This is a genomic window from Eubacteriales bacterium mix99, assembly GCA_038396605.1.
Taxonomy (GTDB): Bacteria; Bacillota; Clostridia; order Caldicoprobacterales; family DTU083; genus UBA4874.
In genome coordinates this window covers 2574991-2598864 of the sequence record CP121690.1, presented here as the reverse complement: position 1 = coordinate 2598864, position 23874 = coordinate 2574991, and the positions used below count along the sequence as shown (strand labels likewise).

At 47.4% G+C, this 23874-nt stretch carries 23 protein-coding genes and 1 pseudogene; 23 read left to right on the top strand and 1 reads right to left on the bottom strand.

Features of this window, described 5'->3' with window-relative positions:
• Positions 1-3 precede the first annotated feature (3 nt).
• The 18 genes and pseudogenes from rbfA (at position 4) to rny (ending at position 19277) form a co-directional block, all read left to right on the top strand.
• Positions 4-381: a 30S ribosome-binding factor RbfA gene (rbfA, locus tag QBE55_11630; protein ID WZL78162.1), complete on the top strand. Its 378-nt coding sequence runs from the start codon at positions 4-6 to the stop codon at positions 379-381.
• A complete protein-coding gene (locus QBE55_11625; GenBank protein ID WZL78161.1) occupies positions 347-1339 on the top strand; it encodes a bifunctional oligoribonuclease/PAP phosphatase NrnA in 993 nt (330 codons plus the stop codon). Before rbfA ends, QBE55_11625 begins: the two co-directional genes overlap by 35 nt.
• A 3-nt stretch (positions 1340-1342) precedes the next feature.
• Positions 1343-2248: a tRNA pseudouridine(55) synthase TruB gene (truB, locus tag QBE55_11620; GenBank protein WZL78160.1), complete on the top strand. Its 906-nt coding sequence runs from the start codon at positions 1343-1345 to the stop codon at positions 2246-2248.
• A gap of 7 nt (positions 2249-2255) precedes the next feature.
• Complete coding sequence (locus tag QBE55_11615) at positions 2256-3191, top strand: bifunctional riboflavin kinase/FAD synthetase (protein WZL78159.1); 936 nt, start codon at positions 2256-2258, stop codon at positions 3189-3191.
• 106 nt (positions 3192-3297) lie between these two features.
• Complete coding sequence (gene rpsO / locus QBE55_11610; protein ID WZL78158.1) at positions 3298-3561, top strand: 30S ribosomal protein S15; 264 nt, start codon at positions 3298-3300, stop codon at positions 3559-3561.
• A gap of 211 nt (positions 3562-3772) precedes the next feature.
• Positions 3773-5872, top strand: coding sequence for a polyribonucleotide nucleotidyltransferase (locus QBE55_11605; GenBank protein ID WZL79932.1), 2100 nt, complete (start codon positions 3773-3775; stop codon positions 5870-5872).
• A 106-nt stretch (positions 5873-5978) separates the two neighbouring features.
• A complete protein-coding gene (locus tag QBE55_11600; protein WZL78157.1) occupies positions 5979-6701 on the top strand; it encodes a polysaccharide deacetylase family protein in 723 nt (240 codons plus the stop codon).
• A 185-nt stretch (positions 6702-6886) separates the two neighbouring features.
• Complete coding sequence (locus QBE55_11595) at positions 6887-7792, top strand: dipicolinate synthase subunit DpsA (GenBank protein ID WZL78156.1); 906 nt, start codon at positions 6887-6889, stop codon at positions 7790-7792.
• Positions 7783-8379: a dipicolinate synthase subunit B gene (locus QBE55_11590; GenBank protein ID WZL78155.1), complete on the top strand. Its 597-nt coding sequence runs from the start codon at positions 7783-7785 to the stop codon at positions 8377-8379. The genes QBE55_11595 and QBE55_11590 overlap by 10 nt, the downstream gene beginning before the upstream one ends.
• Positions 8380-8463: 84 nt before the next feature.
• A complete protein-coding gene (dapG, locus tag QBE55_11585; GenBank protein WZL78154.1) occupies positions 8464-9672 on the top strand; it encodes an aspartate kinase in 1209 nt (402 codons plus the stop codon).
• Positions 9673-9838: 166 nt separating this feature from the next.
• Positions 9839-10486: pseudogene (locus QBE55_11580) on the top strand (ATP-dependent Clp protease proteolytic subunit).
• Entirely contained in the window at positions 10483-10713 is a 231-nt protein-coding gene (locus tag QBE55_11575; protein WZL78153.1) for a YlzJ-like family protein, read from the top strand. Before QBE55_11580 ends, QBE55_11575 begins: the two are co-directional and overlap by 4 nt.
• 167 nt (positions 10714-10880) lie before the next feature.
• Positions 10881-13205, top strand: a complete 2325-nt coding sequence (locus tag QBE55_11570) for a DNA translocase FtsK 4TM domain-containing protein (protein WZL78152.1) — start codon at positions 10881-10883, stop codon at positions 13203-13205.
• A gap of 19 nt (positions 13206-13224) precedes the next feature.
• On the top strand, positions 13225-14562 hold the full coding sequence (gene rimO, locus QBE55_11565; protein ID WZL78151.1) for a 30S ribosomal protein S12 methylthiotransferase RimO: 1338 nt from the start codon (positions 13225-13227) through the stop codon (positions 14560-14562).
• Positions 14546-15088 (top strand): CDP-diacylglycerol--glycerol-3-phosphate 3-phosphatidyltransferase, encoded by a 543-nt coding sequence (pgsA, locus tag QBE55_11560; protein WZL78150.1) that lies wholly within the window; start codon positions 14546-14548, stop codon positions 15086-15088. The genes rimO and pgsA overlap by 17 nt, the downstream gene beginning before the upstream one ends.
• 27 nt (positions 15089-15115) lie before the next feature.
• Positions 15116-16354: a competence/damage-inducible protein A gene (locus tag QBE55_11555; GenBank protein WZL78149.1), complete on the top strand. Its 1239-nt coding sequence runs from the start codon at positions 15116-15118 to the stop codon at positions 16352-16354.
• Between the two features lie 78 nt (positions 16355-16432).
• Positions 16433-17476, top strand: coding sequence for a recombinase RecA (gene recA / locus QBE55_11550; GenBank protein WZL78148.1), 1044 nt, complete (start codon positions 16433-16435; stop codon positions 17474-17476).
• A gap of 259 nt (positions 17477-17735) precedes the next feature.
• Positions 17736-19277 carry a ribonuclease Y gene (gene rny, locus QBE55_11545; protein ID WZL79931.1) on the top strand — a complete coding sequence of 514 codons (1542 nt, stop codon included), beginning with the start codon at positions 17736-17738 and terminating at the stop codon, positions 19275-19277.
• Between the two features lie 58 nt (positions 19278-19335).
• Here the strand turns inward: rny and QBE55_11540 are convergent, their stop codons facing one another.
• Positions 19336-19983, bottom strand: coding sequence for a hypothetical protein (locus tag QBE55_11540; GenBank protein WZL78147.1), 648 nt, complete (start codon positions 19981-19983; stop codon positions 19336-19338).
• A 208-nt stretch (positions 19984-20191) separates the two neighbouring features.
• Between QBE55_11540 and QBE55_11535 the strand changes: the two genes are divergently transcribed.
• From QBE55_11535 to QBE55_11515, 5 genes are all read left to right on the top strand, one after another.
• Positions 20192-21079: a MurR/RpiR family transcriptional regulator gene (locus QBE55_11535; GenBank protein WZL78146.1), complete on the top strand. Its 888-nt coding sequence runs from the start codon at positions 20192-20194 to the stop codon at positions 21077-21079.
• Positions 21080-21102: 23 nt separating this feature from the next.
• Positions 21103-21717: a histidine phosphatase family protein gene (locus tag QBE55_11530; GenBank protein ID WZL78145.1), complete on the top strand. Its 615-nt coding sequence runs from the start codon at positions 21103-21105 to the stop codon at positions 21715-21717.
• 97 nt (positions 21718-21814) lie between these two features.
• Positions 21815-22210, top strand: a complete 396-nt coding sequence (locus QBE55_11525) for a HutP family protein (protein WZL79930.1) — start codon at positions 21815-21817, stop codon at positions 22208-22210.
• A gap of 12 nt (positions 22211-22222) precedes the next feature.
• Positions 22223-22912, top strand: coding sequence for a (d)CMP kinase (gene cmk, locus QBE55_11520; GenBank protein ID WZL78144.1), 690 nt, complete (start codon positions 22223-22225; stop codon positions 22910-22912).
• A 68-nt stretch (positions 22913-22980) separates the two neighbouring features.
• The gene (locus QBE55_11515) at positions 22981-23499 is read left to right on the top strand and encodes a lysophospholipid acyltransferase family protein (protein ID WZL79929.1); all 519 of its coding nucleotides are present in this window, start codon (positions 22981-22983) and stop codon (positions 23497-23499) included.
• Positions 23500-23874: the final 375 nt, after the last annotated feature.

The window sequence follows — 23874 nt, the reverse complement described above, 5'->3', positions numbered from 1 at the left end:
AGAATGGCCCAATATCGGATCAATCGGATTTCAGAAGAAATTACCAGGGAAGTCAGTGAGATTGTTCGTACCGAAGTCAAGGATCCTCGGATTTCAAAACTGTTTTCCATCGTAAAAACGGAGGTCTCCGGTGATCTGCACTATGCCAGGATCCATTTCAGCGTCATGGACACAGAAGAAGACAGGGAAAACACCCTGAAAGGATTGAAGAAAGCTTCCGGATTTATTCGCAGCGAACTGGCCAGACGTCTGAGTATCCGATTTACGCCGGAATTGCAGTTTATACCCGACCAGTCCATCGAATACAGTGTGGAAATTTCCAAAAAAATAAAGGAGATTCATCAGAATGAGGGGAATGGAGAAAATAAAAATGACGATTGATACCGCCCTTTCCCTCCTGAAAGAGTCCGTAAGAATTGCCATAATTGCCCATATCATGCCGGATGGAGATACCATAGGATCCTGCCTTGCCCTGGCAGATATGCTGCGGGAAGGCGGAAAATCCGTTTCCCTTTTTTGCCAGGACTCTCCGTCAGCGACACTGGGTTTTCTGCGTGGCCTGACGGATTTTAAACGGGAAGAAAGGATGGGGCAGCCTTATGATCTTGCCATTGCAGTGGACTGCAGCGACATGGAACGTATGGGGATATGCTCTGCCGCTTTCCGGAACAGCAGACATACCATGAATCTTGATCATCATCCCGGTAATACTTACTTTGCGCAAGCAAATTATGTGGATCCAAAAGCATCGGCAACCGGTGAGATCGTCTACCGAATTGCCGTCCGCATGCCCGGTACCATTGGAAGATATACGGCAGAAGCCCTTTATACCGCGATCAGTACGGACAGTGGCCGGTTTTCCTTCAGCAATACCACTTCCGATACGTACCGTATTGTTGCAGAACTGGTGGATTGCGGCATAAATGTGGAGGAAATCAACGATTTTCTCTATCAATCCTATCGTGTGGAAAGAATTCGTCTTTTGTCGAAGGCCTTGAACTCCCTCACGCTTTATGAGAATGGAAAAGTTGCCCTGATGACAATATCCAGGGAAGATCTTCATGAGGCAGGAGCAAAGGATTCTGATACGGAAAACATTGTAAACTATGCAAAGAACATTGTAGGTGTCCAGCTGGGCATCTTTCTCCGGGAGATGCCGGATGGCACCACAAAAGCCAGTTTTCGTTCCAAGGGGGATATGGATGTCAATAAGCTGGCTGGGCTGTTTGGCGGAGGAGGTCATAATAAAGCCTCCGGGGCAAATATTGCAACAAGTCTGACTGAGGCAAGGAATGAAATACTTGCTGCATTTCATTCCCGATACAAGGAGTGGGTATAAGGATTGAACGGTGTAATCAACGTCCTGAAGCCTCCCGGAATGACATCCAGTGATGTTGTGGTTTACCTGAGAAGAAAACTGGGAATCCGGAAAGTCGGCCATACCGGAACTCTGGACCCGGAAGCGGCCGGTGTTTTGCCTGTATGCCTGGGAAAGGCAACCAGAATATCTGATTATCTCATGCACCAGGACAAAGTATATCGCTGCGGTATGAAACTGGGTATTCAGACGGATACTTCCGATCTGACCGGAAAGGTGACTGCAAGAACAGATAAATTCCCCGCAGAAAAGCAAATTGTGGAATCTATGATGTCTTTTCTGGGTGAGTCGGATCAGATCCCACCCATGCATTCCGCAATCAAAATGGGAGGAAAAAAGCTTTATCAGCTGGCCAGACAAGGCGTTGAGCTGGAGATTCCCCCAAGGAGAATACGGATTCATCAAATACGGTTGCTTTCCTATCATCCGCCTGATTCTATACAGTTTGAAGTCTCCTGTTCCAAAGGCACCTATATCCGTGCATTGTGCAGGGATATCGGCAACGATCTTGGATGCGGTGCGGTGATGAGTTTTCTGATCCGTACGGGAACCGGATCGTTTTCCGTTCAGGAATCCAACTCACTGGATGAAATTCTGCTGGCCATGGAGCATGGGCATTTGTTCCGGTTGATCCAGCCAATGGAGACGGTTTTGAATCCGATTCTGCCGACCATTGTCCTGAAGGAGGAATGCCATGAAAAGATCTCTCATGGAAATTCCGTTGGTGTGGAATCCGTTCAAAGCAGCATGGTTGGCATTGCCCCCGGAGAGCCTTGCTGCATCTTCTGCGGAAAGACTTTTATGGGAATTGGATACTGCCAGTCAACCGGCAAAAATGAGTTCATAAGAATGAAGAGTGTACTTTTGTGAGGAGATTATGAGGGTAATTTTTAATTATGACAAAAATAACAGAATAAGCCAGCCCTGCGCCATTGCACTTGGCACTTTTGATGGCATCCACCAGGGACATCGTCAACTGATTGCAGAACTGAAAAAGCAAAAGCAACGATATGGCCGCCAAACCATTGTCTATACATTTTTAACTCATCCACTGCAGGTTCTGGAGCCGGAAAAGGCTCCTTCCCAGATTATGCTTCTGAGCGAAAAAATAAAGGAATTTTCCAGACTGGGAATTGATATTTTGGTACTGAATTCCTTTGATCATGCTTTTTTACATCAAACGCCACGCGTTTTTATGGATCAATTGTATGATAGATACCATATTAAAACCATTGTCGTCGGATTTAATTTTCATTTTGGATATCAGGGAACCGGGGACAAAACCTTTCTGGAGGCGGAGTCGAGAGAGAAAGGCTGGGATTTGATCTGTGTTCCCCCTGTCCGATTCGGAGATAGGGTGGTGAGCAGCTCCCTGATTCGAAGCTCCCTTTCAGAAGGCAGAGTGGAGGAAGCTGCAAAGATGCTGACCAGACCATATTGCATCAAGGGAAAGGTGATTCACGGATATGGAAGGGGAAGGAAGATGGGTTTTCCCACTGCAAACCTTCAGTTTTCCAATCGAAAGGTCCTTCCAAAATTCGGAGTTTATCTGACGAAATGCCGTTTGAATGGGAAAATGTACTGGGGAATGACCAATGTAGGACAAAATCCCACCTTTTCAGCGAAGGGGCTGAGCATTGAAACTTACCTTCCGGATTTCGATGGTGATCTATATGGGCAGACGCTCAATATTTCCTTTCTTATCCGTCTGCGGGGGGAAATGAAATTTGAGGGCATTCCGGATTTGGCAAAGCAGATGCAGCAGGACGTAAAAAATGTCAAAAAGTTGATTTACATTTCCAATTGGTTATGATAAAATAAACTTTGTGGCTTACAGGCCAGTAAACCATTTTCCCGGTTCTTCGCATCTCCGACGTTTTACTGGGATTATGGGGATAAAGGATGAGGAGGTGAAATTCATGGATCAGAAAAGAAAGCAAGAGATTATCGAAACTTATCAGCTCCATGATGGGGATACCGGTTCAGCCGAAGTGCAGATTGCCCTTCTGACAGAGCGAATCAACCATTTAAACGAGCATCTCAAGTTGCACAAAAAGGATCATCACTCCAGAAGAGGATTGTTGATGATGGTTGGGCGCAGAAGAGGCTTTTTGAATTATCTGGCAAAGAAAGATATCAATCGTTACAGAAAGATCATCGAGGAATTGAATTTGAGAAAATAGCGGGGGCGGAGTTTCCGCTCTCTTATTTTGCATGTATTAAGGCGTACCTGTGTTTTGTCCTCAGGATGAATAATACAGGCCGTGGAAATAATACAGGTACCGCACCGTATCAACAGGATACGGAAGTGATGTGAAAGGAGGTCGCAATTTGGAACATAAAATTTACAAAACAGATCTGGCAGGCCGGTCCTTAACGGTGGAAATCGGAAAAATGGCCGAGCAGGCCAACGGAGCATGTATGGTACGATACGGTGATACCGTGGTTCTGGTCACAGTCACGGCATCGGACACCCCCCGGGATGATATCGATTTTTTCCCGCTCAGTGTGAATTTTGAAGAAAAGATGTATGCAGTAGGCAGAATTCCAGGCGGGTTTATCAAAAGGGAAGGCAGGCCAACCGAAAAAGCCATTTTGACTTCCAGGCTGATTGACCGACCGATCCGGCCCTTGTTTCCTAAGGGATTCCGGAATGATGTGGTGGTTGTTGCGACGGCACTGTCCATTGATCCGGAATATCCGCCGGAGATTTTTGCAATGATCGGTTCCTCTGTTGCCCTGAGTATATCCGACATTCCATTTGCCGGACCAACGGGGTCCGTTTCCGTAGGGATGGTGGATGGAGAATATGTTATCAATCCAAACAATGACCAAAGAAAGAAAAGCAGGCTGGATCTTACCGTTTCCGGTACCGGTGACGCCATTATGATGGTGGAAGCCGGAGCCAGCGAGGTAACGGAGTCCGAAATGCTGGAAGCCATCCTCTTTGGTCATAAGTACATCCGGGAGCTGGTCGCCTTTCAGGAGGATATCGTCCGGGAAGTGGGATTGCCCAAAATGGATTACATTTCATTTCTTCCTACAGCAGACCTGAATCAGGAGGTACGGGATTACGCCACGAAGAAAGTTACCACTGCCATCAGTGAAATGGACAAGCAGACGCGTGATGAAAAGATGAATGCAGTAACGGAGGATGTCCGGAATCATTTCGCAGATGTTTATCCGGAATGCAGCGGGCAAATCGCCGATGTGATCCACGATATCTCCAAGGAAGTCGTAAGAAGACGCATTTTGAAGGATGGCATCCGTCCGGACGGACGGGCCATGAATGAAGTGCGCCCCCTGTCCTCTGAGGTCGGGCTGCTGCCCAGGACGCATGGATCCGGACTTTTCAAGCGGGGACTGACTCAGGTGCTTACCGTATGCACGTTGGGGGCCCTGGGAGACGAACAGATCCTGGACGGGCTCTGGGAGGAAGAGTCCAAGCGTTATATCCATCACTATAATTTTCCGCCATACAGCGTTGGTGAAGCCAGAAGTCCCAGAGCGCCGGGAAGACGGGAGATTGGGCACGGACATTTGGCGGAACGGGCACTGGAGCCCATGATTCCTTCGGAAGACGAATTTCCGTATACCATTCGACTGGTGTCTGAGGTCTTAAGCTCCAATGGATCCACCTCCCAGGCAAGCGTTTGCGGGAGTACCCTTGCGCTGATGGATGCTGGTGTACCGATTAAGGCACCGGTTGCCGGCGTTGCCATGGGGCTGATCCAGGATGAGGAAACCGGTAAAGTGGTCATATTGACGGATATTCAGGGTCTGGAAGATTTCATGGGGGATATGGATTTCAAGGTTGCCGGAACGGCCAAAGGCATTACAGCCATTCAAATGGATATCAAGGTCAAGGGGATAAGTCGTGAAATCCTGGAACAGGCACTGGCTCAGGCAAAGGAAGGCAGACTGTTTATTCTGAATTCCATGCTGCAGGTTTTACCCGAGCCAAGAAAGTCTCTGTCGCCTTATGCCCCCAAGATCATTCAGACAACGATTCCTATCGATAAAATCCGTGATGTAATTGGTGCCGGCGGCAAGGTCATCAACAAGATCATTGCAGAGACCGGGGTGAAGATCGATATCGAAGAGGATGGACATGTTTATATTTCTTCTCCGGATTCAGTTGCAGCGGAAAAAGCACTGAAAATTGTGGAAAACATTACAAAGGACGTGGAAGTCGGAGAAGTTTATACCGGAAAGGTCAAGCGAATCATGAACTTTGGTGCGTTTGTGGAGATACTTCCGGGCAAGGAGGGCCTGGTTCACATATCCAAGCTGGCCCATAACCGAGTGGACAAAGTCGAGGATGTTGTCGGGGTAGGGGATGAATTAACCGTCAAGGTCATTGAGATTGACAGCCAGGGACGCATTAATCTTTCCCATAAGGATACCATACCGGCTCCGCCCGGATCCGATCGGTCGCGGAAAGAAAGTTCCGGGAAAAGGCTCGGCGATCATCACCGAAACGAAAACCGGTAAAAGGAAAACATAAACTTTTTTAAGTTTATGTTTTCCTTTTTTGTTCATATCTTTTTATGGAATGAATATCAATACAAGTAGATGAAAAGATATGGGGGTGGGACAGATGAAGGTGCTTTTTCTTTCCTTTCGCAGGAGAAAAATCATTCTTTTTGTCCTTATTGTTTTGGTAATTCTTTTGCTTGTATGGCTGTTTCTCCGTTCGGAAGGCGCCGGGACTGTACTGAATCCGACGGAGAATGCGGCGATCTACCAGGGAAAGGAAAGCAAGCAGAATATTGCATTGGAATGCAATGTGGTCTGGGGCACGGAATATATTGAGCCGATGCTTGATGTCCTGAAGGAAAAGGACATCCACATTACCTTCTTTATCGGAGGGGAATGGGCCAAAGGCAACCCGGACCTGATGAATCGGATTGCAAGGGAAGGACACGAGATTGGAAATCATGGTTATAGTCACCAGCATCACAATAATCTGAACCTGGATGGGAACCGGAAAGAAATTCTGGATACGGAAAAGGTGATTGAAGCGGAAACAGGCATCAAAACCACGCTGTTTGCCCCTCCTTATGGAGAATTCAACGATACGACCCTGCAGGCTGCGGATTCCCTTGGCTATCGGACCATAATGTGGAGTATTGATACCATTGACTGGAAAAGGGACGGAAAAGAAAAGATCCTGCAACGGGTAATGAAAAATCCCCATAACGGCGCTTTGATTCTGATGCATCCCACCGCGGATACCGTCACGGTGCTTCCCGTCATCATCGGGAAGCTTCAGGAACTGGGTTATCATATCGGAACGGTTTCCGATGCCATTCAGGGATGACTCCATTCATCCAAATAAAAGGGCTTGTCAACAGAGGTATGGAATACCTCTTTTTTTTATGAACGAAGCCAACTGTCAGTAAAACCCGTTGTTTTCAGCAGGAAACGGATCATTGTCCCCGTAAACGCCATGCACACCGGTTTTGGAACCGTCATACTATGGTAACAGAAAAGGGAGGTTTCAGCATGAAGCAGGAATTAAGATTTACCTTTCTTGGAGGAGACAATCGTCAGAAACAGGCTATTTCCATACTGGCACAGAATGGCTTTCCTATCTATGCCTTTGGCTGGAACGATATTGCGCATGAAAAAAACGTTTGCATTTTTGAAGCATTGGATCCGGAATTGCTGAACTGCAATGTGCTTATGCTTCCTGTCCCATATGGAAACTCGGGGACAATCCATATTCCGGATCCTTATCCGGATGTAGAGCTTACATCCCTGTTTCCAAATCTGAGGCCGGGCACAGTGATTATTTTTGGAAAAGAAGACAGGGCATTTTCTGAGATTTTGGATGCTTATCCATTTTCCTGTTATGATATTCTGAAGGAAGAAGCCTTTTCCGTTCGAAATGCCATTCTGACCGCAGAAGGTGCCGTTCAGAGGGCCATGGAACAAACCGATATGGCCCTCTACCAGGCAAATGTGCTGATTCTGGGATATGGACGGATTGGAAAGGCCCTTTCCCGCATGTTGCCGGGAATTGGATCCCATGTTACGGTGGAGGCACGCAACAGCGGGGATATTGTCTGGATCGAGGAAAGCGGATGTCAGGCGGTGCCTCTTGATAAACTGGATGGTGTATTGGGAACTCAGGATATTATTTTCAACACGGTACCGGCTGTATTGCTGGATCGTTCCAGGCTTTCCAAAATCAAACCGGAGTGCAGGATTCTTGATCTGGCATCCCATCCCGGAGGAGTGGATTTTAAAGCGGCATCAGATCTGGGAATCCATGCCACGCAGAATCCCGGTCTGCCGGGACTTGTCGCACCCAAAAGTGCTGCATGGGTGATCTGTCAGAGTACCATGGATATTTTGGAACGCCACTTTCAGGACGATGGAACGGGAGGAGGATCAAATTGTTGTTGAAAGGAAAAAAGATTGGATTTTGTGTAACCGGGTCCTTTTGTACGCTGGATGCAGTGCTTCCCCAGATAAAGTTGCTGAAAGAAGAAGGAGCCGAGCTTTTCCCCGTATTTTCCACTGCCATAACCACAACCGATACCCGGTTTACCACAGCCCGTGCCTTTCGGGAAAAGGTCGTGGATATCACCGGGCGGGAGCCGGTGGATACTATAGTTGAAGCAGAGCCTTTCGGACCCGTTCGAAAAATGGATCTGATGATCATCGCGCCCTGCACCGGAAACACGCTGGCAAAACTGGTAAACGGGATAACAGATACGCCTGTATTGATGGCATCCAAGGCGCATCTGAGGAATCAGAGGCCATTGCTGATTGCAGTAGCCACCAACGATGGCCTTGGCAACAATGCAAGGAATATCGGCATGGCTTTGAATCTGAAAAATGTCTTTCTGGTTCCCATATTTCAGGATAATCCGTCAAAAAAGCCGAATTCCCTGGTGTCGGATATGACTCAGATATTGGAAGCGTCCGGGAGGGCAATGGAAAAATCACAGATTCAGCCTGTCTTAATTGAGAAAAAAGGAAATCCATAAGAAAAACACATTGATTTTGTTGTATAATTGATAGAGTAAAAATGGATGCATACAAGAGAAATAGGACAGAACGGGAGGGCGCCTATGAGAATTGTGATACAGAAATTTGGAGGGACATCGGTTGCGGAGTCGAAAAACCGGGAAATGGCAGTCCGGAAAATCATCAATGCCCGGAAAAGCGGATTTCAGTCCGTAGTAGTTGTTTCTGCCATGGGCAGAAGGGGCGATCCCTATGCAACCGATACCCTGATTGATTTTATAAGGAATAGTTATCGGGATGTTCATCCCAGGGAAATGGATCTTCTGATGTCCGTGGGAGAGATCCTGTCCTGTGTTGTCATGGCCAATACCCTGCAGGGCAAGGGATATGATGCGGTTGCGGTTACCGGCAGGCAGGCAGGTATCCTGACGGATGAAAACCATGGAAATGCCGATATTCTGGAAGTCCGGCCGGATTTTATTGTTCACCTGCTGGAACATGGGAAAATACCGGTGGTCGCCGGCTTCCAGGGATCCACCAAAGCCGGGCAGATTACCACCTTTGGCAGAGGCGGAAGCGATACAACGGCAGCCATACTGGGAGAAGCCCTGAAAGCGGAATCCATTGAAATCTATACCGATGTGGATGGCATTATGACGGCGGATCCGCGAATTGTATCCGATGCATCCACACTGAGAACCATCAGTTATTCTGAGATTCTTCAGATTGCAGATCAGGGAGCAAAGGTCATACATCCCAAAGCAGTGGAGATTGCCATGAGGAGTGGAATACCGATTATTATCAAAAACACCATGACCAATTCCCCCGGAACGGTGGTCTCTTCCCGGCCGGGACGAAAGAAGCATCAAAAATCCGGTCAGTTGATCACAAGTATCGCACAGATGACGGGAAGAACGCAGTTTACCATAGAAACGGAAGGGATGGAGGATCAGAATAATACTCTGGTATGTTTGGCGGGCAATGGGATCAGCATTGATATCATCAATATTTTTCCGGATCAAATGGTCTTTACCATAGAAGGCCATGCCACGAAAAAGGCATTGGAGATACTGGAGAAACAAAAAAAGCATTATCGCTTCATCGAAAACTGCAGCAAGATTTCCGTTGTTGGAGATCGGATGCGCGGGATTCCCGGAGTCATGTCCAGGATCATCCGGGCATTGACTGCAAGACAGATCGAGGTACTTCAGACTTCCGACTCCCATTCGACCATTTCCTGCCTGGTAAGAGGAGAGGATACGGTGCCGGCTGTCCTTGCCCTTCATGAAGAATTCAATCTTTCCACACAATGAGCTGTCAAGGCTCATTTTTTTTGCCTGCCTGGAAATACTAGATTCATAACAAATGTGAATGGAAAGAAAAACGGAGGCAAAAATGAATATGAGAGACCAGGCAAAGGGTACGGGCCCGCAATCGAAACCGTCCGGCCCGGCGGACACCGCCGGAACAGCAAACAATATAAGGGAAATGGGAGCACAGAATATACCGGTGGCAAAGGGAAGCAATATCCACTGTCTAACCATTATTGGACAGATAGAAGGCCATATGGTATTGCCGCCCCAAAATAAAACAACGAAATATGAACATGTGATTCCCCAGTTGGCAGCGATTGAGGAAAGTGATGAAATTGACGGACTGCTGCTGATTCTTAATACAGTGGGAGGGGATGTGGAAGCCGGTCTGGCCATTGCGGAAATGATCAGCACCATGTCCAAACCTTCCGTATCGCTTGTCCTGGGCGGAGGCCACAGCATCGGTGTTCCTCTGTCCGTATGTACGGATTATACCTATATTGCTTCCACCGCCACCATGACCATTCATCCGATCCGAATGAACGGCCTTGTGGTCGGAGGCCCGCAGACTTATGAATACTTCAATAAGATGCAGCAAAGGATATCCAGCTTTATTACAAGCCATTCCTCCATTACGACGGAGAGATGGAATGAACTCCTTTACCGAACGGGAGAATTGGCGAATGAAGTGGGTACCGTTCTGATCGGACAGGAAGCGGTATCCAACGGTCTGATCCATGAAGTCGGCGGAGTCCGGAATGCCATGGAGAAGCTGCGGGAACTGATCCGCCTGAGGAAAGGGGAATTCAAATGATTCTTCATACCATAGTGGATCCGAATCTTATCTGGCAGCAGAAGGAGAAAATACAAACGACCACGGAAATCAAATATCATGGAATTCGGATGGAAGTGATTCCGATGGATGAAAAAACCGTTCAAATCAACCGGATTCTCAGCACCAACCTGAAAGACTATCTGGATCCGGGTCTGCAGCCTGGATCAAAACTGGAATACACCCTCAATCCCCGGGAAGAATCGTAAAGTCCCGGGATCTTTTTGTTCATTTGCTTTTTTTCCATCTATATGGATTACATGCCCAGGAAGTGATATAATCAATTTATCGATGAATCCTTCCGTTCCATATTCCGCAGGACCTGGGAAGGAAAAACCCGAGATGCTGACGAATATGGATGACTGAGGTGATAATTGTGAAGAAAAAGAAAAGGACTAAGTCCATCACTCAAAAAAAAAGAAGAACACATGAAATTGCAGGGGTTCTTGTTGCATCATTGGGCCTTTTCTTTGGACTGGCTGTATATTTCAGGGAATATTCCGGAGCGGCGGGGCGTGTGCTGTCCGGTGTCCTGAGAGGCTTATTCGGACTGACGGCTTATTTGCTGCCGGTCCTGACGGTAATGCTGGGGATTTGGATCATTCTTTCAAAGCACAGGAAAAGCAGCAGCAGAAAATGGATTCTGTCTGTGGTTACTGTCTATTTTCTGCTCTGCCTTTTTCATTTGTTTTATTTTCCCAACTTTATAACGGACAGCGGGTTGAAATCTTTTGTCCTGTCCTCGTACCATGAGGGGAAAGGACAGGAAACAAGGGGAACCGGTGCAGTCTGCGCACCGTTCAGCTATCTGATTTACTCCCTGTTTGGTTTGCCGGGCGCCTTCATTTTTATCATCACGGTAATGATGATCAACCTTCTGCTGTTGACCAACCTCTCTTTAAAGCAGGTTGCCTGCCATGTCTACGGGTTTCTTCATCTTGGTGACGCGGGAAAAGGCATCGCAAAGTTCGGTAAAATGCTGTCGGCGGCTGCCAGGAAGCAAAAAGTTGTTTTTGAAGAAAGAAAGCTGCTGACAGAGCCGGACCAATCAGCCGGCAAAACTGATGGCCCCGAATCAGTTCCACATCCGGAGGAGCCCGAAGTCGGCGGACAGAATGAGGATTCACAGACACCGGAAATCAGAATCATTGATTTTCTGAAAGAAAAGGATCAGGAGGAAAGGGGCAGACCGGATAAAGGGGAAAGTTCTCAAAAACCGGAAGGCAGGAAGGAAGAACCTGCTCCTGAGATCAAAACGCAGCAGGAATCCCTCCCCTATATGACTCCCCCGGTCTCTCTGCTGCAGGCACCGGTGCAGAAAAAGAGAAGTGCATTGGTGGAAAAAACCGTTGTGGGAAATGCCAGACTGCTGGAAGAAACCTTGAAAAGCTTCGGAGTCTCTGCCAGGGTGAACCAGGTCAGTCGCGGGCCGGTTATCACCCGATACGAGCTTCAACCGGCTCCTGGCGTGAAAGTCAGCCGTATTGTCAGCTTATCGGATGACATTGCGTTGAATCTGGCAGCACCCGGTGTTCGGATCGAAGCGCCTATCCCGGGAAAAGCCGCGATCGGGATTGAAGTGCCCAACAAGGATGTTGCTCCGGTGCTGCTTCGTGAGGTATTGGAATCGGACAGCTTTTTCAACCATCCCTCCAGGCTGGCTTTTGCGCTTGGCAAGGATATTGCAGGGAAAAATGTCATAGCGGATATTGCCAAAATGCCGCATATGCTGATTGCCGGAGCGACGGGATCGGGGAAAAGTGTCTGCATCAATTCCCTGATCGTCAGCATTCTGTACAAGGCAACTCCGGATGAAGTCCGGCTGATTATGATTGATCCCAAAGTGGTGGAATTGAATACATACAATGGCATTCCCCATCTGATGATCCCTGTTGTAACAGATCCCAAGAAAGCAGCCGGAGCTCTGAACTGGACAGTGCAGGAGATGGTTTCCCGATACAGGAAGTTCGCCGATAAGGGAGTCCGGGATATTGAAACCTACAACAGCCGGTTGCCTGTCGAGGAAACCAGGCTTCCCCAGATTGTGGTCATTATTGATGAATTGTCGGATTTGATGATGGTTGCACCAGGCGATGTGGAAGATGCCATATGCAGGCTGGCTCAAATGGCCCGGGCGGCAGGGATCCACCTTGTCATAGCAACACAGAGGCCTTCGGTAGATGTCATTACCGGTGTCATCAAGGCCAATATTCCTTCCCGGATTGCCTTTGCCGTTTCCTCACAGACCGATTCCCGGACGATTCTGGATATGGGTGGCGCGGAAAAGCTGCTTGGCAGAGGGGATATGCTGTTTTATCCGTCCGGTATGAGCAAACCCATCCGGGTGCAGGGTGCCTATGTCACGGAAAAAGAAGTGGAGTCCGTGGTGAACTGTATCAAGAATCAGAATGCAGGCCCGGATTACAACATGGAAGTAATGGAAGAAACCGCAGCAGAGGAGGACAATAAGCATGATGATTATGAAGACGAACTGCTGCCGGATGCCATTGAAGTGGTCATAGATGCGGGACAAGCCTCCATTTCCATGATCCAGCGCAGGCTGCGAGTAGGATATGCCCGTGCAGCCCGTCTGATCGACGAAATGGAAAAACGCGGATTGATCAGCGGCTTCGATGGCAGCAAGCCGAGAAACGTTCTGATCAGCAAAGAAGAGTTTGAAGAGCAGTATAAAGAAGGATAAGCGGAAGGAGAAGCCTTACTTGTGGAATAAAGTTGGAGTGGTATCCCTGGGATGTGCCAAAAATCAGGTGGACGCGGAAATTATGCTGGGACTGCTCCGGGAAAACGGTTACAAAATTGTAAATGAATCTTCCCAGGCAGATATCCTGATTGTCAATACCTGCGGATTTATCGGGCCCGCCAAGGAGGAGTCCATCAATGCAATACTGGAACAGGGGCAATACAAGAAGACAGGGAGTTGCAGGGCCCTGATTGTTTCCGGATGTCTGGGAGAACGCTACAGCAGGGAACTGATGAAGGAAATCCCCGAAATTGATGCGGTGGTTGGGACAGGAAACTACACCAGAATCATCGAAGTGCTGGAGGATGTACGGAAGGGAAAACATCAGGCCTACCTGGGGCATTTAAATGATTTCACGGATGAAGGCCTGCCCCGGATCATCAGCACCACCGGTCCGGTTGCCTATCTGAAAATTGCTGAAGGCTGTGACAACTGCTGCTCCTATTGTATTATTCCCAGACTTCGGGGCAGATTCCGAAGCAGGAAACCGTCCTCCATCGTAAAAGAAGCAAAGAGTATGGTGGAAAAGGGAATACGGGAATTTATCATTGTCGCTCAGGATGTTACCAGATACGGGGAGGATTCCAAAGGGAAGTATAACCTGGTCACGCTTTTGCAGGAGCTGAGCCCAATACCGGATTTGAAGCGGATCCGCCTGATGTATTGTTACCCGGATCGGATTACCGGGGAGCTGATGGACGAAATTGCAGGGGAGAATAAGGTCTGTAATTATCTGGACATTCCGATTCAGCATGTCAATTCGAAAATTTTGTCCGGAATGAATCGGGATACAACAGAACAACAGATCCGGATGCTGTTGAAATCCCTTCGGGAACGAATGCCTGGGATTGTCATCCGGACATCCCTCATGGTTGGTTTTCCCGGGGAAGGAGAATCCGAATTTCAGGATCTTCTGAACTTTGTGAGGGAAGGACATTTCAATCATGTGGGGGTCTTTGCGTATTCCCGGGAGGAAGGCACCCGGGCAGCGGATTTTCCCAATCAAGTGAAAGAATCGGTCAAGGAAGAGCGAAGAATCCGGCTGATGTCTGCACAAAGGCAGGTATCCAGGAAATGGATGACAGCCCGGCTAGGTCAGATCTGTGAGGTCCTGGTGGAAGGCAGGGAAAAGGAAGGCCTGTATTACGGCAGATCCTGCGGAGAGGCTCCGGAAGTGGATGGATTGATTTATATCAGAAGCCAATCCCCACTTCCGATTGGCAGCTTTGTAAATGTCGTGATAAAAAAGGCCTATGATTATGATTTAATGGGGGAAGTTTATGAATCTCGCAAATAAAATAACAATCTTTCGGATCCTACTGATTCCATTGTTTTTAGTTTTTATGCTGGTGCCCTTTCCAAACAATAATATTTTTGCTGTAATCCTTTTTCTTCTTGCTGCTTCTACAGACAGCCTGGATGGCTATATCGCAAGAAAGAGAAATGAGATTACGAATTTCGGTAAATTTATCGACCCTCTGGCAGATAAGCTTCTTGTCACTTCGGCATTGATTTGCCTGGTGGAAAGTGGTAAAGTGTCGGCAATTGCCGCCATTATTATCATAAGCCGGGAATTGGTGATTACCGGATTTCGCCTCCTGGCTGTAAACGAAGGAAAGGTCATTGCCGCCAGCTGGTGGGGGAAATTGAAAACCGTTACACAGATTATGGCGATTACAGCATTGATTCTGGGCAATTTCCCATTTCGATATGTTGGGATTCCCATGGATCAGATTCTTCTGTATGCGTCTGTCGTGTTTACCATTTTTTCCGGAGTGGATTATATCTACAGGAATCGGTCGGTGTTTCATTGGAATGAATGAGATGATACAGGAAACAGGAGGCATTTTATGAATGCAGAAATTATCGGTGTAGGCAGTGAATTGCTTTTGGGCCAGATATCCAATACAGATGCCCAATATTTATCCAGACAGCTGTCCTCACTGGGTATTGATGTGTTTTGGCATACGGTGGTGGGAGACAATCGGGACCGGCTTCTCCAAACATTGCGCATTGCATCGGATCGTTCGGATATCATTATCACAACCGGTGGCTTGGGTCCTACCATGGATGATTTAAGCAAGGAAACGGTGGCAGAGTTTCTGGGATTGGATCTGGTACTGCATCAGCCCAGTCTGAAACGGATACGGGAGCACTTTGCCGCTACCGGCAGAACGATGACGAAAAACAATATAAAGCAGGCAATGTTCCCCAGAGAATCCATTATCCTGCAAAATGACATCGGAACGGCTCCCGGTGCTGTCATGGAAGACAACGGGAAATCGTACATTGTTCTTCCCGGCCCTCCTTCTGAGCTGCAGCACATGTTCGACCACTATGCCTTTCCGTATCTGAAAAGAAAAAGCGGGCAGGGCATTTACTCCAGAGTGCTTCGGATTTATGGAATCGGAGAGTCTGCAGTGGAAGAAAAGGTAAAGGATCTGCTTGAAAATCAGAAAAATCCCACCCTGGCACCTCTGATTGGAGTAGGTGAAGTGACATTGAGGATCACCGCCAAGGCATCCTCTCCGGAAGAAGGCGAAGCCCTGATCCGTCCCATGCAGCAGGAAATCGAAAAGCGCCTGGGAACAGCAATCTATGGCTTTGATGAGGATCGGATGGAATCCGTTATAGTGAATTTGCTTCGGGAAAAGGGACGTACCTTGTCCGTAGCGGAGTCCTGCACAGGCGGACTGGTTTCCAATCGAATTACCAATGTTCCCGGATCTTCCGCCGTCTTATTGGAAGGCTGCGTGACTTACAGCAATCAGGCAAAAACCACGCGGCTTGGTGTCTCCCCGAAGACTCTGGCAGCTTATGGAGCCGTCAGTACACAGACGGCTTTGGAAATGGCAGAAGGAATCCGGAATACTTCGAAATCGGATATCGGGATTGCCACAACAGGAATTGCAGGCCCGGGGGGAGGCTCTCCCCAAAAACCGATAGGACTTGTCCATATAGCAATTGCAGATCAAGATGGTGCCAGGGCAAAGGAACTTCATCTGGATGGAGACCGGATGCTGATCAAAAACGGATCTGCCATGCGACTGCTGAACTGGCTGAGACTTTATCTGCTGTCGTTGAAGTAAGATGTCCTGTTGACGAATGGGTCTGTATATTATACAATGGAACAGGAACAAATGTTCTGTACATATGGGGGTGTAGGCATGGATAAACAGAAGGCTTTGGATATGGCCATGTTGCAGATTGAAAAACAGTTTGGGAAAGGTTCCATCATGAGACTGGGAGAATCCACTCATTTAAATGTGGATGTCATTCCAACGGGAGCCCTGGGCCTGGATATAGCACTGGGGGTAGGCGGCATTCCCAGAGGCCGGGTTACGGAAATATTTGGCCCGGAGTCTTCCGGAAAGACGACTGTGGCGCTGCATGTCATTGCGGAAGCACAAAAGAGGGGCGGCACAGCAGCCTTTGTGGATGCAGAGCATGCGCTGGATCCGCAGTATGCAGGCAAGCTGGGAGTGGACACGGAGAACCTGCTGGTTTCCCAGCCGGATACCGGGGAGCAGGCTCTGGAAATTATGGAGGCGCTGGTTCGCAGCAGTGCCGTGGATGTGGTTGTCGTCGATTCCGTCGCCGCCCTGGTTCCGCGGGCTGAGATCGAGGGGGAAATGGGAGATTCACACGTTGGCCTTCAGGCCAGATTGATGTCTCAGGCTCTCCGTAAGCTTTCCGGTGCCATCAATAAATCCAGGACAGCAGCAATTTTTATCAACCAACTGAGGGAGAAGGTTGGTGTGATGTTCGGTAATCCGGAGACCACACCCGGAGGACGTGCCCTGAAGTTCTACGCATCCATCCGCCTGGATATCCGGAGGATTGAAACCCTGAAGCAAGGCAACAACATGATCGGCAGCCGCACCCGGGCAAAGGTGGTAAAGAACAAGGTGGCTCCGCCATTCAAACAGGCAGAATTCGATATCATGTACGGTGAAGGGATATCCAGGGAAGGATCCGTATTGGACATCGCAACAGAACAGGATATCATCTCCAAAAGCGGCGCATGGTATTCCTATGGGGATACCCGCATTGGTCAGGGACGTGAGAATGCCCGCCAATATTTAAAGGATAATCCGGAGCTGACCCGGACGATTGAGGATCGCATTCGCGAGGAGCTGCATCTCGATCCCTCTGCTGCACCGGATGAAGAGAAGGATGACACGAAGGACAGGAACAATTCCGGGAAGTAAGCCCCTTTACGGGGGCTTTCCTTTTTTGCCTCAGTGACGGAGATGGATTGCATTTGGATTGCGTGCAATTCGCTTGACATACCTGGAAAAAGGTTATAAAATAATTATAATTGCTGAAAGATTCAGTAAGATTATTTAGTTTTTTAAGGTGTAAGACCAATGATATTGATTATATTGCAATTACACTGGATAACCGAAAGTATCCATTATTCGGTTTGATTGTGCAGACAACGAAACAAGAAATGGGGAGGTGTACCTTATTAAGGAGCTACTACAGTTATTGATTGTCCTGGTAGTAGCCATTGTATGTATCGTCCTCGGATATTATTATCGAAAGCGGATTGCGGAAGGCAAGATCTCCAGTGCCGAAGAAGCCGCCAGGAAGATTGTGGAAGAAGCAAAAAAACAATCCGAGGCAATGAAACGTGAAACTTTATTGGAAGCGAAAGAAGAAGCCCATAAACTGCGAAGTGAAGTTGAAAAGGAGAGCCGTGAAAGGCGAAACGAGGCACAAAGGCTGGAAAGAAGGCTGCAGCAGAAAGAAGAAAATCTGGACAAAAAGTCCGAATCCCTGGATTCCAGGGAAGAGTCTCTTGGCAACAGGCAGAAAGAGATCCGAAAAGTCCGTGAACAGGTTGATTTGCTTCATAAACAGCAGCTTACCGAGCTGGAAAGAATATCAGAGTTGACAAGGGATCAGGCAAAGGCGCAATTGCTGGACAGTGTGCAAAAGGATATCACCCATGAGGTAGCTGTAAAGTATCGTGAAATCGAAGCAAGGGCGAAGGAAGGCGCCGATAAAAAAGCGCGGGACATTATCTCTCTCGCCATACAGAAATCTGCTGCCGATCATGTTGCAGAATCTACCGTTTCAGTGGTTACTCTGCCAAATGATGAGATGAAAGGCAGGATTATCGGCCGGGAAGGGCGCAATATCCGCACGCTGGAGACAGCTACCGGGATTGACCTGATTATAGACGATACCCCGGAAGCGGTCATACTGTCCGGGTTTGATCCAATCCGCAGGGAAGTTGCCAGGATTGCCTTGCAAAAATTAATTGTTGACGGAAGAATTCATCCTGCCCGAATTGAAGAAATGGTGGAAAAGGCAAAGAAAGAAGTCGAAGTCCAGATACGTGAAGAAGGGGAACAGGCTGTTTTCGAAATTGGACTGCACAGCATTCATCCGGAACTTGTAAAATTGCTGGGCAGACTGAAGTACCGCACCAGTTACGGACAGAATGTACTCAAGCATTCCGTTGAAGTGGCCCGATTGGCCGGGATTATGGCTTCAGAGCTTGGTGCTGATGTAAAATTGGCTAAAAGATCCGGTTTACTCCATGATATCGGAAAAGCCGTGGATCATGAAATAGAAGGATCCCATACACAGATTGGTGGCGATTTGGCAAAGAAATATCGGGAAAGTCCAGAAGTGGTCAACGCGATTCGTGCACACCATGGTGATATTGAGCCTATAACCACAGAAGCTGTATTGGTTCAGGCGGCAGATGCCATATCGGCAGCAAGGCCGGGTGCCAGGAGAGAAACTCTGGAGGCCTACATTAAAAGACTTGAAAAACTAGAAGAAATAGCAAATTCCTTCGCAGGAGTTGAAAAATCGTTTGCGATACAAGCGGGTCGTGAAGTCCGTATTATTGTAAAACCGGATAAAGTAAGCGACGATCAGGCTACATTGATGGCTCGGGAAATAGTCAGGAAAGTTGAAAAAGAACTTGAATACCCAGGACAGATCAAGATTAATGTAATCCGCGAAACGCGGGCAATCGATTATGCAAAATAAGGGAATTAAAAAAGATGTGGCAAGCCACATCTTTTTTACAATCCAACAAACTTTTTCACTACTTATTTTTACAGTGCCTGTGCAAATAGATCGTGTTCTTGCAGTTACTATAATATTCCAGTCTTCGTACTTTTGATCCCTTCTGAATGCCCTTCCCACATTTCAGGCAGACATAATTGTTTCGATATAAGATATCGTCTTTTATGTCAATATTCAAATTTCCATACTTCTTCCAGCTTTTCCAGCCCGTTTTACATAGAGCGGCCCGGTTGTCATAATCTGCATAGACCCATCGCAGGATACGATGGAAATGGAGGGGATATTTTGTATATTTTACGTATTGCGGGGGGACGCCCAGATTCAAAGCGTAATCCTGAAAGGTTTCTTCGATGACAGACTGCAGTGGATCCCCGATCTTTACGGACTGAAAAGCTATCCTCTTTTCCTTCATCTTCTTTCTGGCCTGGTCAAACATATACCCCTGGCAAATCTCCACTCTTTCTCCCGGCTGCAAACGGAGCTTCTTCAACAGGGAGAAAACAATCTGACCGGACTTCACCAAATACCCCTTGGACAAAAAAAGTTCGCTGCTATAATAAGCAATCGGAATAAAGTCGCATGCAAAATCTTCGGTTTCGGTACGCATTGCACCGATACAGGTTCCGCCAACCAGGCTTCCGCTGCCTGAATCATCTATCTGAATCATCTTTTCACCTCACTGCCAAAAATTATTTCCGGTAAAGAAACAGGAAAGCAAAGTCTGTAGACTAGTGTTTGTATTCCGTTGGCAAACTATCACAAATGTTAAAACGGGCAAAGAGCCGCGCCCCGCAAAATTCTTCCCTGTCTCTTTAAAAAATCATGCCCATGTGGTAGAATAGCTATGGAAAATAGCAACAAAGGAGCATTATACGATGGAAAAAGAGGATCTGATCAATCGTATCGAATCCGGCTATAAAAGAATGAGCAAAGGACAAAAGCTGATTGCTGAGTTTATTTTAAAAAATTATGATAAAGCCGCCTTTATGACGGCTTCTCGTTTGGGCTGCATCGTTGGTGTCAGTGAGTCCACTGTTGTCCGATTTGCCAATGCCCTGGGCTATGACGGTTATCCAAAGTTGCAGAAAGCTTTACAGGAACTGATTCGTAACAAGCTTACTACCGTTCAGCGTATCGAAATGTCTTCCGATATGGATCAATCCAGGGTGTTGAAAAGTGTTTTGAAGGCGGATATGCACAATATCCGATTGACGATAGAAGAAACGGACAATGTGGTATTCGAAGCCGTGGTCAACAAGATCCTCCAGGCAAAAAACATTTATGTGCTCGGCCTGAGAAGCGCTGCTCCTCTTGCTCAGTTTATGGGCTATTATCTGAACTTTATCCTGGACAATATCCGGGTGGTAACTTCCGGGGTTAACGATGTTTTTGAACAACTGATTCACATCGGAGAAGGCGATCTGTTAATCGGCATCAGCTTTCCGCGCTATGCCAGCCGTGCCATTGAGGCCATAAAATTTTCAAAGGAACGCGGCGCAGATACGGTTGCCCTGACGGACAGCACGCTTTCCCCTCTCAATGCCTATGCAGACGATTCCCTTTTAGCCCGCAGCGACATGGCTTCCTTTGTCGATTCCCTGGTTGCTCCGCTCAGTTTGATCAATGCACTGATTGTTGCAATCGGGGTTGCAAAAAAAGCGGAAATATCCAATGATTTTCATGAACTGGAGGATATTTGGTCTCATTATAATGTCTATGTCGGAAAAGACAAGGAGGGCCCAGGGAAAGACCAGTTAAATTAGAGTCGCTCTTTGGAAGGATATTTATGTATATTTATCTGATTCGTCATGGGGAAACCATATGGAATGCGGCGGGAAAAACACAGGGTACCCGGAATATCCCGCTTTCCGATCGGGGCGTTCAACAAGCGGATGCCCTGGCAGACCGGCTGTCTGGAGAAAAAAATTTATCTGCCTTATTCTGCAGTGATTTGAACAGGGCATATCAGACAGCTGCTGTTCTTGGAAACAAATTGGGCATGGTTCCGGAAAAAGAGGAAACTCTCCAGGAAATCTGTTTCGGAGACTGGGAGGGCTTTACAATCCGGCAGATTGGGGAAAAATACCCGGGGCAGCTTACACTTCGAAATACAGATTTTGATTTCTCACCACCGGGGGGAGAATCCATCCAATCCGCCCGTGAGAGGGTTCACTGCTTTCTTACCATACTTCAGGGCAAACATTTTGAAGAGGAAAGCCGGATTGTCATTGTAGCACATGCTTTTTCAGCCCGACTGCTGTTGCTGGAGCTGATGGATTTTCCACTGGAATTTTTATGGAACTTCCGGTTGGACAACGCAGGGATCAGCCTGCTGCAAAGGGATTCCCATCGGAAAAGGATTCTTTATCTCAATGATACCTGCCATTTACACAGGACATAAAAGTCTCTGCTTCCTTTTTGAACTGCAAGACGAAAGGAAAAGCGGAGGAAGACGAACAAGAAAGGAAGCGATTGTTGTGGAAGGACTCGCCGGAAGCATGGATATTTCCAGAGTAGCCCTGTATATGGCTCTGTCGGAAAGCCGGGAACAGGAAAAAAGTCTGAAGAATGAAATGAAAAAACATGGAATACATGCAGCTGCAGTGGATTATGGCGGGGAATTTATCCAATCCGTTTCCCGCATTATTGAGAGAGCGGTGATAGCGGCCAGGAGAGAAGAAGTCATCGGAGACTCCCACGCAGAGGAAGGAGCGGTGGCAGGAGCAGCCCGGGAAGCAGTCGGTCAGATTATGGCCAAGGCAATTGGATTAAATGTAGGTGGTAAAATCGGGATTGCCAGATTTGAAGATCACATTTGTGTGGCCTTATTTTTTGGTATCGGCCTTTTGAATCTGAATGAGGTTTCGATAGGATTGGGTCATCGTGCCGTTTAGGAGTGAGAAAGAATGAATAAATATGCAGCCAACCGGAATCTTGTCATTGCCATAGATGGACCGGCAGGAGCCGGAAAAAGTACTATAGCAAAAAAACTGGCAAAAAAACTGGCGATTCTCTATCTTGATACGGGAGCAATGTATCGTGCAGTCGGGTTAAATATTCTGGAAGCCGGCAGGGATCCTGCGGATCCATTGGATGTTCTTCCACTTCTGGATCATATGGATATCGCAGTACGATATGAAAACGGGTTGCAGGCCGTTTATTTAAATGGAAGAAATGTAACAGATAAAATCCGGACGCAACAGGTTTCCGGAGCAGCATCTGCCGTTGCCGTCCTTCCCGAAGTCCGGAAAAAACTTGTGAACCTCCAAAGGGAGATTGCATCAAATGTTTCTCTGGTAATGGATGGCCGGGACATCGGCACGTATGTACTGCCGAATGCGGATATCAAGATATTTCTGACGGCGTCTCCGAAAGAACGGACACGGCGAAGATGGAAGGAACTCCGGGAAAATGGGGAGGACCCGGATTATGATGATATCCGCAAGGAAATTGCGGAACGGGATCGAAATGACAGTAACAGAAGTTTTGCGCCTCTGAAAAAAGCAGAAGATGCTTTGCTGATTGACACAACCAATAAAGCAATTGATGAGGTAGTCAATGAAATAGAAGGCCTGATTCAGGTGCGACGGAGGTAATCATTTTGCTGTACTATATCGCTAAGGTTATACTACTGCCTTTTGTATGTCTTTTGTTTCTGCCGAGAGTGTCGGGCATAAAGAACATACCGGGGAAAGGCAGTGTAATTATTTATTCAAAGCATACATCTATTCTGGACCCGATTATACTGGGATGCCTGCTTCCCAGAAGAATCCATTTCATGGCGAAGCAGGAGCTTTTCCGTTTCTTCCCCGTACGGATAATTTTGAAAGCACTGGGGGCGTTTCCGGTAAAAAGGGGTTCTGCAGACATTGCTGCTGTCAGGATGGCTTTACGGACTTTGAAGGAAGGAAAGGTATTTGGTATTTTCCCGGAGGGTACCCGGAATAAAAACAGCGAATTGCGGGAGTTTAATCATGGGACGGCAGCCATAGCCCACAGATCCCATGCGACCACCATTCCCGTTGCGATATCCGGTGGATATCGGCCCTTTCAGCCCATACGGGTTATTATCGGGAAGCCATTGGACTTTACCTCCTATTATGGAGAAAAGAATAGTTCAGAGCTGCTGGAGAACATGTCGGATAAATTGGTGGAAGCTGTATCGCAGATTATTCCTGGATAATCCGGAAGCCTGAAAAAATATTATTTGAAATTATTGATTGAAAAGAAGGATTTAGTCAAATAATATCGAAAAGTAAAGAGAAACAGTTACCATACGATATCATTCCTGATATAAGATATCCTTGAAGAATGCATTGCTGTAAAATGCTTCTTTCTAATTTATACTGCCCGAGGGGGGTTGCTATCGAGGAATGCCGGGACATTTCAATAAATGCAATAATAAGTGGGTAAGTCCAGTTATGGACAGGGATATCGGGGAAATAAGGGAATATCGGATGACATCTGAACAGGAAGGTACAATCGTGGAAGTGATGGGGATCATCGACTTAATGAAGGTGGCAGCATCCGATTGTATGGATTTAAGGAGGAACTGAAA